Below are 13676 nucleotides of genomic sequence, written 5' to 3'. Positions count from 1 at the left end.
GGGTCGCGTTCGAGCCCTGCTGTCACGGACTGTGCGATTCACACCCCAGATCGCCACCAGGGCTGTCACTGTCGCAGCAGTCGCAGAGATCCCCGGGCCGTTCGCGGCCAGCCAAGTCCACATGCGCGCGCACGCTACCCGCCGCAACCGACAGGGTGCTCATGGCGCGAGCAACCACCCGCGCCCGCATCTGCTCGGATCGTTCATCCTCCGACATCCCGAACCGGCGCCAGTGCGCGACGGCCCGGGCACTGCTGCGGCGCGCGTGCCCTTGGCGCAGAGAGTCGCCGGCCAACTCGCGGAGGCGTTGAGCGAGCTTGTCCGCGGCCAACGTCGACACCTGTGGCGCCTTTCCCTCACCGCCCGCTCCTGACAGTCGCACGAGGGGCTCAGGGCGCTGCAGCACCAGACCGAGCAGCAGCACGGTGTCCATCCCTGGACGGCGCGTGCCGGCCTCCAAATGGCGAATGGATCGCTCAGCCAGCCCGGACAGCTTGGCGACTTGGGCGACGCTCAGGTCAACCGCGGTCCGGGTCTCCCGCAGCATCCGGCCGAAGCCGTCGCGCAGATGCGAATGTTCAGCCTCGTCGATCGCACCTTCCTCGGAACCGACACGCACACGCGCACACGACCCGCGACTAGACGCGGCCGTATCCCGCTCGATGTCGCTGGGGTTGTCGTTCATGGTGTCTCCGTTTCTGCTGCAGGACAGGCGTTGTGGCCTGTCCCGCAGCACGGTGCGATCAGGACGGGGTCTGGCTGGTTGCGGTCTGGCGGTCGTAGACGACGTCGGCGATGGCGTCGTAGGCGACGGTGTCGTGCTGGTGCAGTGCGGTCAGGGCGGTCGGGTTGTGGGAGCCGGCGGCGGTGCCATCGATGACGCTGGCCCACATCTGGGATCGCTCGTTCTGGGTGCGCGCGGCGACCGCGTCGCGGAACACGCGATTGCTCGCCACGGGGTCGCCGTCTGCGAGGCGGTCGATGATCGAGTTCGTCAGTGCCGAGGTGTCTGGTTCGTCGATCTGGGTGGGGTGCACGCCGTCGGGTCGGGCCTGTTGGGTGCGCAGGTAGGTGGGTCCCCATTCGGCGATGGCGGCGAGGATCTCGGGGTCCGATTCGTTGGCGACGAGGACGTCGAGGGAGCGGCCGGCGTCCAGGAGCATCTGCGCGCGCTGCCAGTGGTGTTGGCGGGTGACGGCCTTCGCGGCGTCGGTGGATCGCAGGGCGGCCAGCGCCGCGGTGTGCGCTTGTCCTGCGGCGCTGATTCCCGTCTCGGGGTCGGCGGCCTGTCGGAGCTTGTGGACGGCCGTGTCGAGGAGCTGGGCGCGGCGGGCCTGGATGGCTTGAGCTGTGAGGTTCGGATCGGTCCACTTGCGTGCGGTGTCGCGGTCGCGTCCGAACTGTTGGATCGCTGCGATGAGCTGGGGGGTGTTCATGGTGTCTCCCTGTGGTTGTCCTGGCGGCTGGTTGCCGTCTGGAGGTCTCTGGTGGCGCCGCGGAATCGACGGCGCCAGGTTGCGGCTTCGGCGCGGAGATCGGTGATCTCACGCCGGATGAGGTTGGCGGCGTCGGGGTCGGTGGTGGTGAGCCTGGCGAGTACGGCGCCGATGCTGGCGCTTCGGTCGCTCACTGGGGTACCTCCCTGCGGAGGCACTGCCTGCACAGTCCGAGGAGGACGAGGATGGCGCCGACCTGGGTGGCGGCGGGATGGATTGGGTCTCCGAGGGCGGGGATGCATTGGCGGTGGCAGCGGTCGCAGGTGCGGTCGGACGCGGATCCGGTGGCGGGGAGTAGGGCGGCGGCGCAGGGATGGCAGGTGACGAATCCGGGTTGCCAGAGTGCGAACACGGCCGGGAGCTTCACGCCGCGTCCGGTGCGGATGTGGCGGCATCCGGGTTGCGCATCGTCGATGCCCTGGAGTTGGGCGCGGAGCCAGGCGGTGGGTTCGTGGTCGAGGGTGAGGGTCATGCGGCACCTCCGGCGGCGTCGAGTCGGCAGCGTTCGCATTCGGCGCGGCCGTCGTTGAGGAGCATCGGTTGGTGGCAGGTCTGGCACGGATCGATCAGTGCGCCGGTGGCGCGGTCGTCGATGTCTTCCTGTTGGGTCTCTGAGTGCAGTGCGCCACCTATAGGCGCACTGGCGCACTCAGATTGAGCGCGCTGGCGCACTGGCGGCGCACTGCGGCGCACTGACGCGGTGGAGGGGTTCAGGTAGTGCAGAACAGCATTGCGGGGTCCGTCTTCGGTGAGGATGTCCCCCCGCCTGATCCCTGCCCGGATACCTGAGCGAACCGCCGACCGCCCGTGCTCCGACCCTGCGAGACGCTGAGCGATCGCACGGCCACTCAGCGGTTCAGTCGACTCGTCGAGGACGGCCAGGATGTCCTCGACTGCCTCCTCAGCCTTCACGTCGCGGCGGTTCCCCCCTGTGAGCGTCAAATGCCGGGTGCTCGGGTCGAACGTCAGGGCGCCCTCGGGGACGTCGACGTCCCTGCCGAACGCTGCGAAGAACCGCGGCGCCGCAGGGTCGATCTCGTCGCCGTGCTCGGCGGACTGCCTGACGAGTCGCCACTCGACGTCCGGCCAGTCACGGATTCGGGAGTCACCGCGGGACCGTTCGCCGGTGTGGCCCATGTGGTGCACGAGGATCGCCTCGTCCACGCCTGCCGCGGCCAGGAGCGCATCGAAGGCGACGAGGAACCGGCCGGCCTCCCGCGACTCGTCCAGGCCCAGGGCATCGAGCACTGGGCGGAGGCAGTCGAAGATCACGAACCCGGCGCCCACGTTACGGAGAACGTCGGCCCATGCTTGGAGTGTTGGCGTGTCGAGGAGGTCGAAGGTGGACACGCGACCGCGGAGGCTGATCGTGATGACCCGCTCGGGGTGTTCGATGCCCTGGTCGCGCAACCAGATTCGAAGCTGGGAGGTGCTCATCTCGTTGTCGATAAGCACGATGCGCCGGCCGTCGTCGAGTGCGTCGACGGTGAACTCCTCGAGGAACGGTGTGGTGTCGGCGAGCGCCCGAATGGCGTTGCCGACGAGCGTGGTTTTCCCGGCCTTGAACTGTGCGGCCAGCACTGCACGCCCGCCTTTGGGGAGGAGCCTGTCCACGCGGTAGGTGACGGGTTCGTCGGGTTGCGCCAGGAGCTCGGACAGTGGGACGGTCGGCGGTCGCTCGGTGGCGTTCTGCCGGCGCAGCGCGGCCTGGGCGTCGGCTCGGATCTGCAGGCGGTTGGTTTCCTCGGCGACGAGGGCGGCGCGGTTGAACGTCGAGACTGTCCGCTCGTCGACGGATGGGGCTGCTTCGCGCAGGTCGTGCTGGATCTGACGGAGAGTGTCGACGCTGAGGAGCTGCGCTTTCAGGTGGTCCAGGACTGCCGATTCGTCGGCGACCCTGCCCATGCTGATGAGTTCCTTGATGGCGGCCGCGACCTGCCGTGTGGTCGAGTCGGTGTAGGTGTCGACGAACACGGGTCCGAGGTAGCTGGCTTGGATGTTCCTGGGTGCTTGGAGCAGCCAGGCCAGCGTGCGGCGTTCGTCGGTGATGGTGTCGGTGTGTGCGGAATCCGCTCCCATGAAGGAGTCCGTTCCGGGCCCGGCTGCGGGCCCTGTGTGTCAGGCGGTGCCGCTGCTGTGTGCGGCTGGTGCTCGACGCTTCGGGATCTACCCGCTGGTCGTGTTGCTGCGGTCCTGGGCGCCTGGCCCGGGGGTGATACCCGCCGCCCCGACGACGTCGTCGGGGCGGCGGCGGCTCTAGTGGCCGCGCATGCCGATCGGCATTGCGACGCGATAGCGAACCACGGTGCGCTGGGCGCATCCGAGTTGCTGGCCGATGCGCATCGCGGACCATCCGCGGAGGGTCAGGATCTGTACGGCCGCCTTCCTCTCGGGAACGTTGGAGCGCACGGGGATTCCGGCGATGAGGCGATCGATGACGACCTCGTCGATGTCGACTACGCGGCCTCGGTCGACGCCGTCTGGGGGCGGTTCCCAGTGGTCGGGGAACGTCTTCACGTGTGATCACCGGGCCGGTCACGGTCGATGCCTTCGGCGATGTCGGCCTGGCGGAGCAGTTGCGCTGCGTACATGCGCGCCTCTGCGACGGTGAGGGGTTGGTAGTACTCGCCTGCGTTGTTGTGGCCGGCGTAGATGAGGGGGTCGCGGTGCAGGTCCTGCTGGGACACCCAGGCGTGGAACTGGATCGCGGTCGGGGTGTCTGTCCCGGCCTCAGGGGTGGCGCGGGTGCACCACACGACGGTCGGGTTGCTCTGGTGGACGCGTCGGCTGTTGACCGCGTGTTCGGCGTCGCACCATGACGGGCAGTCCATCGTTTGCCAGAACGGGCGGGCTTTCTCGCGTGCCGGGTGCTGCTCGGCGGTGGCGGCCTTGGCCTCCTGGTCTTCGGCGAGGATCTCGATGGACTCCAGGATCTCTTCGTAGGTGGCGCCGGCGTCGTGGGCGACGGTGATGGCGTCGAGGATCTCCTCGGACGGCACGAGGTCGTGGGCGGCCCGCACTGCGGCGCTCATCGGGTTGCCGCCGCGTCGATGACGTCGCGCAGCTGGACGAGCTGGTTATCGGTGAGGATGAGGTTGACCGCGAGGTTGTCGAGGCTGATCTCGACGCCGCCGTTCGGACGTCGGCGCGATTCGATCGCGAGGTCCTGGTCGGCCCGGTAGTCGACGGTGATGTGGTTGATGCTCATCGGGTCACCCGCGGGAACCTCGTGGTGGCAATGCGGGCGGTGGCGGGCAGTCGCCGGCCGGCCACGATCGACTGCACGAACCTGTTCGGGACGACCGGGCTGACGGGGGTCTGTGGTTTCATGGCGTTGTCTCGCTCTCTGTTCCTTGCTGGGGATGGGTGTGTGGCACTGGCCCGCCCGGCGCTCCAACGCCGTGGCGGGCTTCTTGCTGTCCTGCTGGTGGGTCCGAGTCACGCGACGCCCGCGGTTTCCTGTGCGCGGATCCACCTATCGATCTCGTGCCGGCGGTAGACGACCCGCCGCCCGATTCGGAAGCTCTGGGGCCCCTCGCCCCGTCCTCGCCAGTAGACGAGGGTGCTGCCCGGTACGCGCATGAGTCGCGCGGCCTCGCCCGTTGTCAGCAGCTCGCTGTCGTCTTCCATCCGGTCACCTCTCCTCGAAGCATCACACCGAAGTGGTGTTGTGCTCAATGCTAGATCAGACTAGCTCTAGATTGGCATAGAACGCAACAACAGATTGGAGTAACTTCGACCTATGGCAGACGAGACGAACACCACAGGCACCGATCCCGAGGAGGCCTTTGCGGTCAACGTCAGAAGCACCCGGGACCGGCTCGACATGAGCCAGGCAGACCTGGCCGAGGCAGTCCGCCTGCGCGGGCACCCGTTCCACCAGACGACGATCTACAAGATCGAGACGGGCGCACGCCGGGTCAACCTTTCCGAGGCGGTCGCCATCGCTCAGGTGCTCGACACTCCCCTCAACGAGCTGGTGATCGACGCCGACCCTGTGAAACGGCAGATGCAACGATGGGCGAGCTACTCCCTCCGATCCCAGGAAGAGGTAGCGAGATTCCGCGAACAGCTCCCCATATGGGAGCGCACTCACCAGGCCGCGTCGGCCGTGTTCTTCGCCCTCAACAACCTGTTGCGAGCCCGTGACCAGAACGACAGCCCTGCCGTTCTCGACGCCCTCGTAACCATCAGGCGCCATGCCGGATTCCACGAGGGACCCCTCAGCGAAGCCCCCACCACGTCGGCGTTCGCGACCCTGAGTGGCACCGAGGCGCGCGAACTCCTCCTGTCGGTCGGAGCTCCGCGGGAAGTGGTCGAGCAGGCATGGAGGGACACTCTGAGCGACCCTGAGCCCGCTCGCTTCGACGAGATGGATGACGACGAGTACGAACGCATCGGCCCGCCCGCTCAGGCGTTCTTCGACAAGGTGCTGACCCGATGGGCGGCCCCAGATGCAGAGGCGTAACCGCCGCGGCGGCGTGGAGGACCGGTGGAAGCTCCGCGACGGCACACCGTCAGCGAAGGCCGGCACTGGGAAGCGGTGGCGGGCCAGGTACGTCGACCACAACGCGCGGGAACGCGAACGGGTCTTCGATCGGAAGGTCGATGCAGAGTCCTGGCTCGACGAGCAGACGACCGGCCTCGTCACGGGGCAGTACGTGGAGCCGAAGGCCGGCCACGTGACGCTGGGCGAGCTGGGCCCGTCTTGGCTGGGACGGCAGACCCACCTGAAGCCGTCTGCGTTCCGGCCGCTGGAGATCGCGTGGCGCCTGCACGTCGAACCGACGTGGGGACGGGCCCGGATCGTCGACGTCATGCACACCACGGTCCAGCAATGGGTGTCCGACCTGGCCGCCGGTCCAGTCGGTGACGACGGCGAGCGCAAGGCCCGGAGCGCAACCACAGTGCAGCGGGCCTACGGAGTCCTGGCCGCAGTGCTCGATGACGCGGTCAAGGATCGGCGCCTGATCACGAACCCGGCGCGCGGGGTGAAGCTGCCACGAAAGGTCCGCCGCGAACACACCTATCTGACGCACCGACAGGTCCACGACCTGGCTGCCGCTGCCGGCGACCGCGGGCCGATGGTGCTGCTCCTGGCCTATGGCGGTCTGCGGTGGGGTGAGGCGGCAGGGCTGCGGGTGCGGGATCTCGATCTGCTGCGGCGCCGCATCTCGATCTCCCAGAATGCCGTCGAGGTGGGCAGCCGTGTCGAGCTGGGAACGCCGAAGAACCACCGGCGCCGGACTGTGCCCGTCCCGGCGTTCCTGGCCCCGGTGTTGGCTGAGCAGTGTGTCGGGAAGGGGCGCGAGGATCTCGTGTTCCCCGGCCGGGCGGGGTTCATGCGTCCACCCAGGGGGACGGGCGGGTGGTTCGAGGGGGCTCGGATCCGGGCAGGGCTGCCACGCCTGACGCCGCACGATCTGCGGCACACTGCGGCGAGCCTGGCCGTGTCGGCCGGCGCCAACGTGAAGGCGGTCCAGAAGATGCTGGGACACGCATCGGCGGCGATGACCCTGGACGTGTACGCCGACCTGTTCGACGACGATCTGGAGGCCGTGGCCGACCGCCTGGACCTGGCGGTGACAGCCGCCGGGATCCTGTCCCGGACCGGCACCCAACGATGAAGGCGCGCCACGCGGGCAGCCCTCAACATCCCGACCACGTGACCAGCTGGACGCCGCGGCCGAGGAGATCGCGGTGGCAACCCGGACCGGAGCGAGGATCCTGCACGCGGGACGGCGGGGCTGCGATCCAACGGTGGATGGACGGCGAATCCGACGGTCCGATCGAGGACGATCTCGACGATGCTGCGGGCTGACTGCGGGATCCGGATACAGGTCGACCCGCGAGCCTGGGCGTCTGCGCAGGTCGCGGGTCGGATCCCGTTGGCGGTAGCGGTGGGATTTGAACCCACGGTGGACTTTCACCCACACACGCTTTCGAGGCGTGCTCCTTAGGCCGCTCGGACACGCTACCGGGACGAATGCTACCGGAGATCCGGCGAGCGCTCGCACCCGATACTTGATCCCGGAAGGCTTCACCTGACTTCGGGTTGCCGGTCCCGGCGGGCCATGGGACTTTGCTGAACGTGCCCATCCCCCGGAAATTTCTGACATCACTTGTCACCGCACTGTTGTTCGGTGCCGGCATCCTGGCCCCGGCCACCGCCGCGCACGCTGTCACCGCACCCGTTCGACCGACCTCGGCGGTCGCCACCACCGCGAGCATCTCCGTCGCGCAGGCAATCGCCGCGCAGGGCAGCGCCGGCACCGTCACCGGGTATGTCGTCGGTCAGCCCACCGGCTCGTCGACCGTCGTCACCTCAGGCTTTCCCAGCGACTACGCGCTCGCCCTGGCCGACACCGCAGGTGAGACCGCCACCGCCAAGATCCTCTACGTCCAGATCCCGAGTGCCTTCCGCGCTGGCTACGGCCTCAAGACCAATCCCACGTCGGTCGGGAAGAAGTTGGACGTCGCCGGCTCCTTCGCCTCCTACTTCAGCCACCCGGGCCTCGTCTCGGCGAGCGCTTTCGCCGTCCCGGCCGGCGGCGGAACCGACCCGGGTGATCCCGGCGGTGGTACCGGCGATCCCGGTGCCTACTACACCGGCACCTCGGGTCTCACCGGAGCGGCCCTGCGCTCGAAGGTGCACACGATCATCTCGACCGGCGTCACCACACTCTCCTACGACGAGGTCTGGGACGGCATCAAGGACGTCGACCAGGATCCGAACAACTCGGGCAACGTCGTCGAGCTGTACACCGGCCGCAGCGTTCCCAAGTCGAGCAACGGCAGCGGCGTGGAGAACTGGAACCGCGAGCACGTCTACGCCAAGAGCCACGGCGACTTCAGTACCGCCAACGGTCCCGGCACCGACCTCAACCACCTCCGCGCAGCCGATGTGTCCGTCAACTCTTCGCGTGGCAACAAGGATTTCGCCGAGGGCGGCACCGAGAACAGTGAAGCCAAGGGCAACTACTCGACGACCACGTCGTGGGAGCCGCGCGATGCCGACAAGGGTGATGTCGCCCGGATGATCTTCTACATGGACATCCGTTGGGAAGGCGGCGACGGCAAGCCTAACCTCGGCATCAACGACATCACCGGCAACGGCACTGCGCCCTACATGGGCAAGCTCTCCGCCCTGAAGAAGTGGAACGCGCAGGACCCGCCGGATGCGTTCGAGAAGACGCGCAACCAGAAGGTCTTCGACACCTGGCAGCACAACCGCAACCCGTTCATCGACCACCCGGAGTGGGTGGCCGCGATCTACGGGAGCTGACCCTGACCCTGTGACGAGGACATGGCCCTCGATACGCATTTCGGCAGGACGTCCTGCCCCCATGATCGTCGAGGGGCATGCTCTCGTCACTCGATGAGCGAGCCGGGTGATGCCGTGCCGGCAGTGACGGAGAACGGCCGCGCGCCAGATGTTTCCGCGGCGGCTCTTGCGAAATGCTGGGCGAGCGGCCATCTTGCGTCAGCTCGTCGTGCCCGGACGGGATCTCGACTCGTTCCTCGCTCGATCAACGATGCTCGGTGGTCGAGCGAACAGAGTGAGTCGAGACCGATCGTGACCGGACGGGATCTCGACACGCTCGTCCCTCGCTGCTCGATCAGCCGTCGCAGCCGGGCTTGTGCTGCGTCATCGATTCGTCGTGACCGGACAGGATCTCGACTCGTTCGTCGCTCGGCCGGCGACAGAGGGGTGGATCTCGATTCATCGTCGTGGACGCCGGTGATCCGCCGCGGCTGCGCCCCGGGTCAGGGAGTGGCTCGGGCATGGGCGGGAATCCGCCGGGAGAGCCTGCGAACCCGCGGATCCCCGCCGGGCGGGACCCGGGGCACAGCCGTGGCCGACTCCACAAGAAGGTTCCTGCGAACCGGCGCGGCCGAGCGTGTCTCGTCACGCTCGTTCCTCGCTGCTCGACAACCGGGCGGAGCAGCGTCCTCATCCGCGGCACTGGGAGAGGCCCGGTCAGCGTCTCCGGGCGGCGAAGAACTCGCGCATCAGGGTGGCTGCCTCGTCGGCGAGCACACCGCCGATCACCTCGACGCGGTGGTGGATGCGCGGATCGGTTAGCAAGTCCCAGAGTGAGCCTGCCGCACCGGATTTCGGCTCACGGCAGCCGTACACCAGGGTTCGCACCCGCGCCTGCACGAGCGCTCCGGCGCACATCGCGCAGGGTTCCACCGTCACGTACAACGAGGTGCCGGTCAGGTTCCACTGGCCGGTGACCGCGGCGGCGGCGCGCAGCGCGACGATCTCGGCGTGCGCGGTCGGGTCGTGCGCGTGCTCGCGTTCGTTGCGCCCGACGGCCAGCAGGGTGCCGTCCGCAGTGGTGATCACGGCACCGATCGGCACATCGCCCGCAGCGCCGGCCGCAGCCGCCTCCGACAGGGCCGTCCGCATCCACGCCTCAGCAGGATCCGCACCCGGCACGACAGCCTCCGGGGTCACAGCTTCTCGATCACCGCGGCGAACTGATCGGCGAAACCGCAAGCGGCAGCGATCATCTCGAGTTGTTCGTCGGGATAGAGCTCGGCCTGGTCGACGATGATCTGCATCTGCTCCTCGGGCACACCCAGGTCTGCGAGCAGCGTCAGATCACCCTCCGGCCATGGGTCGTCGTCGACGTCGTCCTCGTCGGGGATGGGGACCTGCAGCAGTTCGAGGATGTCGGCGGCGATGTCGTAGTCGAGTGCTGCGGTGGCATCCGAGAGCATGAGTGCAGCACCGCCGGGCACCGGCCGGACGACGACGAAGAACTCCTCGTCGACGCTGACCAGCGCGAACACCGCTCCGCTGCCGGACAGTCGCCGAAGGGCGGTGATCACCCCGTCGAGGTCGTCGACCAGATCTTCGGCCAACAGCGAGCACCGCCAGTCGGTCTCCTCGCGGATCACTGCAACAGCAAAACCTTCGGTGCTCACCGGTCCAACGTACGGTGTGCACCTTCGATGATGGAAGATGACCCCATGGATGACTCCCCGATCGACGCGGCGGTGAAGCGCAGTCAGGCTCTGCCTCAGGGACTGTGTGTTCTCGGCCTCGGTCTGATCGGCGGGTCCGTCCTGCGAGCGGCCTCGGATCTCTTGCCCGTCTCCGGCTGGTCACCCAGCGAGAGCACCCGCGCGGAGGCTGCCGCATCAGGCGCACAGATCCACCCGACCCTCGATCAGGCGCTTGCCTGGGCCGTCGACCGGGACGCTCTGGTGATGTTGGCCTCGCCGGTCACCGGTTTCGAGTCGATGCTGCGCAAGATCACCGCGAAGGCGCCGGAAGTCCTGCTGACCGATGTCGGCAGCGTCAAGGCGTCGGTGGCCAGGCAGGTCACCGCCATCGCACCACTTACTCGTTACATCGGCGGGCACCCGATGGCCGGGACCTCGGCGTCCGGCTTCGCCGCAGCCGATCCAGACCTGTTCCGCGGCGCGGCCTGGGTCACCTGCCTGCAGCAGTCGTCCAACCCCATCGCCTGGGACGGCGTCGCCGCCCTCGCCCTTGCGCTGGGCTCGCACGTCGTCCCGGTGACCGCAGCCGATCACGACAGCGCCGTGGCGCGCATCTCCCACCTGCCGCATCTGCTGGCCCTGGCCCTCGCTCAGGTGGCCGCGTCCGGGATTCCGCTCACCCGCACCCTGGCCGCCGGCTCGTTCCGCGACGGCAGCCGGGTCGCCGGCACCCGGCCGGAGCTGGTCCAGGCGATGTGCGAAGCCAACCGCGACGCGTTGGTCGACGCCTTCGACGAGTCGCTCGGCATCCTGGGAGTCGCCAGGGGCACGCTCGCCTCCACCGGATCGTTGGCCAAGACCGTCGAGGCCGGTCACCGCGGGTTCCTGAGCATGCAGCAGGAACCGGCGACGACGGAGGTCACCCTGAACAATCCGACGATCGACGACCTGCTGACGCTCGGAGCGGACGGCGGCTACATCACCGGCCTGCGCCGCACCGCGCAGGAACGCATCGTCACCGGGATCGGACCGGTCGACTGACCGCGGTACCGCCCGGCGCAGTGACAGTGACGCTCGCGACGATCTCGATCTCCGAGCGCAGTGAGTTCGCGATGAAGCAGTCCCGATGGGCCTGCTCGACGAGGGCGAGCACGGCTGCGGTGTCGGTGCTGCCGTCCGGACCGGCCGCTACGGTGATGCGGGGACGGAGCTCGATCCGCTCGATCGACATCGGCCCCCTCGACGGGGTCATGGTGCCGACCGCGTCGTCGGAGTAGTGAAGGACGTCGATCCCCCGGTTCGCCGCCAGCGCCAGGAACGACAGCAGCTGGCAGGACGCGGCAGCCATCACCAAGAGCTGTTCGGGGTTGTGGAACGCAGGATCGCCGCGGAAATGACGGTCTGCCGACACCGTCAGGTCCGGTGTCCCCTCCGTCGTACCCACGTGGGTACGCGAGTACCCGCGGTATCCGCTGCCCGTCGATCCGTCCCATCGGACGGTCACCGGGAACTCATGAGCCATCACAACAGTTTACGAAAGGAGGCCGGGCTACGCTCGGTCCCGACAGCGCCCGGCGCGGGTCCGCGGTTCGGACGTACACGACGAAGGAGACGACCCATGGTGGATTTCGGTGGCCTCAAGAACAAGGTCGAAGGCTTCATCGCCGACAACGACGAGAAGATCAAGAGCGGTATCGAGAAGGCCGGTGACTTCGTGGGCGGCAAGATCGGCCACGAGAAGGTCGACGGTGTCGAGGACAAGCTGACCGGGCTCGTCGACAAGCTGGCCGGCAACGACCAGGAGCCGACCGTGCCGCCGGCCGCGACCCCGCCGGTGACGCCCCCGGCCGCGACTCCCCCGGTGACGCCCCCGGCCGCGACCACCCCGCCGGTCACCCCGCCCGCTCCGACGACCCCCACGACGCCCGCGTCCTGAGAAATCGGCACGGCACCCACAGCGCCGTCCCGTCAGGCTGCAGAGCCGATGGGGCGGCGCTGTGTGTCGCGCACACCCCGAGACCTGACGAGCAGGGTGAGGGCGATCACCAGGGCCAGCCCGAGCAGCCCGCCGACCACGGCCACGGCTGCCGTCCATCCGGAACCTGAATAGACGACCCCGACCACGGAGCCGAGCACGGCGCTGCCGAGGTAGTAGGAGAACAGGTACAGCGCGGACGCCTCCGCGCGGTGGGTGACGGCGAGGATGCCCACCCACCCGCTGGCCACTGCATGCGCCCCGAAGAACCCGGCGGTGAACAGCACCAGCCCGATCAGGACCGGCGCTACGGCCGAGGTGAGGGTCAGCGCAAGACCGGCGCCGGACACCACCACGGACACGGTCAGCACCGGCGCCCGTCCCCAACGATCGGCGAGCCGACCGGCCCACCCGGAACTGACCGTTCCGGCCAGATACGCGCAGAAGACGAACCCGACGACAGCCTGGGGAAGGTCGAACGGCGCGCCCAGCAGCCGGAACGACAGCAGGTTGTAGACCGAGACGAAACCCCCCATCAGCAGGAACGCCAGCGCGAACTGCGCCGCGAGCGCCGGCCGACCCAGGTGCCCGATCACGGTGCGGGACACCGTGATCGGGCCGACCGGCACCGCACTGAAACGGCGTGAGGCGGGCACGGTCCGCAGGAACAGTGCGGTGAAGCCGATCGAGATCACGGCCGCCACTTCCAGAGCCCACCGCCACGACATGACGTCCAGCGCGAGCGAGGTGACGAGCCGGCCGGCCAACCCGCCGACCGTGGTCCCGGCGACATAGCGACCCATTGCCCTACCGACGGAGCCCGCGTTGACCTCTTCGGCCAGGTAGGCCATCGCCACCGCGGGAACGCCTGCCAACGCGATGCCCTGCAGGGCGCGCACCACCACCAGAACGGCAAAGCTTGGGGCCAACGGCACCAGCAGCCCGAGGACGCCGGCGGCGACCGCGCTGATCCGCATCACCTCGATCCGGCCGAACCGTTCGGAGAGCGCCGAGGACGGAATGATGGCAAGCGCCACCAGCCCGGTCGTCGCGCTCACCGCGAGGGTGCTGGATCCCACGTTCACGCCCAGGTCAGCCGACAACTGCGGGAGTACTGCCTGCGCGGAGTACATGGCCATGAACGTCGTCATGCCGGCCGCGAAGAGGCCGCGGGTGAGCGTCCGGTACTCGGCTGATTCCGGCAGGTGACCGCTGTCCATGCGCCAACTGTCCGCTGCCCGCACTCT

The 13676-nt window shown here is 68.5% G+C and carries 19 protein-coding genes and 1 tRNA gene; 5 read left to right on the top strand and 15 right to left on the bottom strand.

Features of this window, described 5'->3' with window-relative positions:
* Positions 1-22 precede the first annotated feature (22 nt).
* From ABLG96_RS03835 to ABLG96_RS03790, 10 genes are all read right to left on the bottom strand, one after another.
* Positions 23-685 carry a helix-turn-helix transcriptional regulator gene (locus tag ABLG96_RS03835; RefSeq protein WP_353650093.1) on the bottom strand — a complete coding sequence of 221 codons (663 nt, stop codon included), beginning with the start codon at positions 683-685 and terminating at the stop codon, positions 23-25.
* 58 nt (positions 686-743) lie between these two features.
* Entirely contained in the window at positions 744-1436 is a 693-nt protein-coding gene (locus ABLG96_RS03830) for a hypothetical protein (RefSeq protein WP_353650092.1), read from the bottom strand.
* Complete coding sequence (locus ABLG96_RS03825) at positions 1433-1630, bottom strand: hypothetical protein (protein WP_353650091.1); 198 nt, start codon at positions 1628-1630, stop codon at positions 1433-1435. The genes ABLG96_RS03830 and ABLG96_RS03825 overlap by 4 nt, the downstream gene beginning before the upstream one ends.
* Positions 1627-1968: a hypothetical protein gene (locus ABLG96_RS03820; protein ID WP_353650090.1), complete on the bottom strand. Its 342-nt coding sequence runs from the start codon at positions 1966-1968 to the stop codon at positions 1627-1629. Before ABLG96_RS03820 ends, ABLG96_RS03825 begins: the two co-directional genes overlap by 4 nt.
* Positions 1965-3575, bottom strand: coding sequence for an AAA family ATPase (locus ABLG96_RS03815; RefSeq protein WP_353650089.1), 1611 nt, complete (start codon positions 3573-3575; stop codon positions 1965-1967). Before ABLG96_RS03815 ends, ABLG96_RS03820 begins: the two co-directional genes overlap by 4 nt.
* 177 nt (positions 3576-3752) lie before the next feature.
* Positions 3753-4013, bottom strand: a complete 261-nt coding sequence (locus ABLG96_RS03810) for a hypothetical protein (RefSeq protein WP_353650088.1) — start codon at positions 4011-4013, stop codon at positions 3753-3755.
* Positions 4010-4528 (bottom strand): hypothetical protein, encoded by a 519-nt coding sequence (locus tag ABLG96_RS03805; protein ID WP_353650087.1) that lies wholly within the window; start codon positions 4526-4528, stop codon positions 4010-4012. The genes ABLG96_RS03810 and ABLG96_RS03805 overlap by 4 nt, the downstream gene beginning before the upstream one ends.
* Entirely contained in the window at positions 4525-4704 is a 180-nt protein-coding gene (locus ABLG96_RS03800; protein WP_353650086.1) for a hypothetical protein, read from the bottom strand. The genes ABLG96_RS03805 and ABLG96_RS03800 overlap by 4 nt, the downstream gene beginning before the upstream one ends.
* Positions 4701-4826 carry a hypothetical protein gene (locus ABLG96_RS03795; RefSeq protein WP_353650085.1) on the bottom strand — a complete coding sequence of 42 codons (126 nt, stop codon included), beginning with the start codon at positions 4824-4826 and terminating at the stop codon, positions 4701-4703. Before ABLG96_RS03795 ends, ABLG96_RS03800 begins: the two co-directional genes overlap by 4 nt.
* Positions 4827-4934: 108 nt before the next feature.
* Positions 4935-5126 (bottom strand): helix-turn-helix domain-containing protein, encoded by a 192-nt coding sequence (locus tag ABLG96_RS03790; RefSeq protein WP_353650084.1) that lies wholly within the window; start codon positions 5124-5126, stop codon positions 4935-4937.
* 112 nt (positions 5127-5238) lie between these two features.
* On the opposite strand from ABLG96_RS03790, the gene ABLG96_RS03785 reads away from it, so the two are divergent.
* Positions 5239-5964, top strand: a complete 726-nt coding sequence (locus tag ABLG96_RS03785; RefSeq protein ID WP_353650083.1) for a helix-turn-helix transcriptional regulator — start codon at positions 5239-5241, stop codon at positions 5962-5964.
* Complete coding sequence (locus ABLG96_RS03780) at positions 5951-7123, top strand: site-specific integrase (protein WP_353650082.1); 1173 nt, start codon at positions 5951-5953, stop codon at positions 7121-7123. The genes ABLG96_RS03785 and ABLG96_RS03780 overlap by 14 nt, the downstream gene beginning before the upstream one ends.
* 262 nt (positions 7124-7385) lie before the next feature.
* Here ABLG96_RS03780 and ABLG96_RS03775 read toward each other — a convergent pair.
* Positions 7386-7475: transfer RNA gene (locus tag ABLG96_RS03775), tRNA-Ser, on the bottom strand.
* 112 nt (positions 7476-7587) lie between these two features.
* On the opposite strand from ABLG96_RS03775, the gene ABLG96_RS03770 reads away from it, so the two are divergent.
* Positions 7588-8781, top strand: coding sequence for an endonuclease (locus tag ABLG96_RS03770; protein WP_353650081.1), 1194 nt, complete (start codon positions 7588-7590; stop codon positions 8779-8781).
* A 696-nt stretch (positions 8782-9477) separates the two neighbouring features.
* Here the strand turns inward: ABLG96_RS03770 and tadA are convergent.
* Both tadA and ABLG96_RS03760 read right to left on the bottom strand, forming a co-directional pair.
* Positions 9478-9912, bottom strand: a complete 435-nt coding sequence (gene tadA / locus ABLG96_RS03765) for a tRNA adenosine(34) deaminase TadA (RefSeq protein WP_353651370.1) — start codon at positions 9910-9912, stop codon at positions 9478-9480.
* Positions 9913-9956: 44 nt separating this feature from the next.
* Complete coding sequence (locus ABLG96_RS03760; protein WP_353650080.1) at positions 9957-10433, bottom strand: tRNA adenosine deaminase-associated protein; 477 nt, start codon at positions 10431-10433, stop codon at positions 9957-9959.
* A gap of 45 nt (positions 10434-10478) precedes the next feature.
* Here ABLG96_RS03760 and ABLG96_RS03755 point away from each other — a divergent pair, with 45 nt between their 5' ends.
* Complete coding sequence (locus ABLG96_RS03755) at positions 10479-11495, top strand: prephenate dehydrogenase (RefSeq protein ID WP_353650079.1); 1017 nt, start codon at positions 10479-10481, stop codon at positions 11493-11495.
* On the opposite strand, the gene ABLG96_RS03750 is transcribed toward ABLG96_RS03755, so the two are convergent.
* Entirely contained in the window at positions 11470-11976 is a 507-nt protein-coding gene (locus ABLG96_RS03750) for an OsmC family protein (RefSeq protein WP_353650078.1), read from the bottom strand. The genes ABLG96_RS03755 and ABLG96_RS03750 overlap by 26 nt on opposite strands.
* 96 nt (positions 11977-12072) lie before the next feature.
* On the opposite strand from ABLG96_RS03750, the gene ABLG96_RS03745 reads away from it, so the two are divergent.
* Positions 12073-12390, top strand: coding sequence for an antitoxin (locus ABLG96_RS03745; RefSeq protein ID WP_353650077.1), 318 nt, complete (start codon positions 12073-12075; stop codon positions 12388-12390).
* A 32-nt stretch (positions 12391-12422) separates the two neighbouring features.
* Here ABLG96_RS03745 and ABLG96_RS03740 read toward each other — a convergent pair whose 3' ends face one another.
* Positions 12423-13649, bottom strand: a complete 1227-nt coding sequence (locus ABLG96_RS03740; protein ID WP_353650076.1) for an MFS transporter — start codon at positions 13647-13649, stop codon at positions 12423-12425.
* Positions 13650-13676 lie beyond the last annotated feature (27 nt).

It is taken from the genome of Nakamurella sp. A5-74 (genome assembly GCF_040438885.1).
Classification (GTDB): Bacteria; Actinomycetota; Actinomycetes; order Mycobacteriales; family Nakamurellaceae; genus Nakamurella.
This window is presented reverse-complemented; position numbering and strand designations above follow the sequence as displayed.

What these genes read in the sequence shown, in the direction of transcription:
- ABLG96_RS03755 (WP_353650079.1), top strand. Translation starts at nt 10,479, where the DNA reads ATGGATGACTCCCCGATCGACGCGGCGGTGAAGCGCAGTCAGGCTCTG.
- ABLG96_RS03790 (WP_353650084.1), bottom strand. Translation starts at nt 5,126, where the DNA reads ATGGAAGACGACAGCGAGCTGCTGACAACGGGCGAGGCCGCGCGACTC.
- ABLG96_RS03800 (WP_353650086.1), bottom strand. Translation starts at nt 4,704, where the DNA reads ATGAGCATCAACCACATCACCGTCGACTACCGGGCCGACCAGGACCTC.
- tadA (WP_353651370.1), bottom strand. Translation starts at nt 9,912, where the DNA reads ATGCGGACGGCCCTGTCGGAGGCGGCTGCGGCCGGCGCTGCGGGCGAT.
- ABLG96_RS03740 (WP_353650076.1), bottom strand. Translation starts at nt 13,649, where the DNA reads ATGGACAGCGGTCACCTGCCGGAATCAGCCGAGTACCGGACGCTCACC.
- ABLG96_RS03750 (WP_353650078.1), bottom strand. Translation starts at nt 11,976, where the DNA reads ATGGCTCATGAGTTCCCGGTGACCGTCCGATGGGACGGATCGACGGGC.
- ABLG96_RS03835 (WP_353650093.1), bottom strand. Translation starts at nt 685, where the DNA reads ATGAACGACAACCCCAGCGACATCGAGCGGGATACGGCCGCGTCTAGT.
- ABLG96_RS03795 (WP_353650085.1), bottom strand. Translation starts at nt 4,826, where the DNA reads ATGAAACCACAGACCCCCGTCAGCCCGGTCGTCCCGAACAGGTTCGTG.
- ABLG96_RS03820 (WP_353650090.1), bottom strand. Translation starts at nt 1,968, where the DNA reads ATGACCCTCACCCTCGACCACGAACCCACCGCCTGGCTCCGCGCCCAA.
- ABLG96_RS03785 (WP_353650083.1), top strand. Translation starts at nt 5,239, where the DNA reads ATGGCAGACGAGACGAACACCACAGGCACCGATCCCGAGGAGGCCTTT.
- ABLG96_RS03780 (WP_353650082.1), top strand. Translation starts at nt 5,951, where the DNA reads ATGCAGAGGCGTAACCGCCGCGGCGGCGTGGAGGACCGGTGGAAGCTC.
- ABLG96_RS03805 (WP_353650087.1), bottom strand. Translation starts at nt 4,528, where the DNA reads ATGAGCGCCGCAGTGCGGGCCGCCCACGACCTCGTGCCGTCCGAGGAG.
- ABLG96_RS03830 (WP_353650092.1), bottom strand. Translation starts at nt 1,436, where the DNA reads ATGAACACCCCCCAGCTCATCGCAGCGATCCAACAGTTCGGACGCGAC.
- ABLG96_RS03745 (WP_353650077.1), top strand. Translation starts at nt 12,073, where the DNA reads ATGGTGGATTTCGGTGGCCTCAAGAACAAGGTCGAAGGCTTCATCGCC.
- ABLG96_RS03815 (WP_353650089.1), bottom strand. Translation starts at nt 3,575, where the DNA reads ATGGGAGCGGATTCCGCACACACCGACACCATCACCGACGAACGCCGC.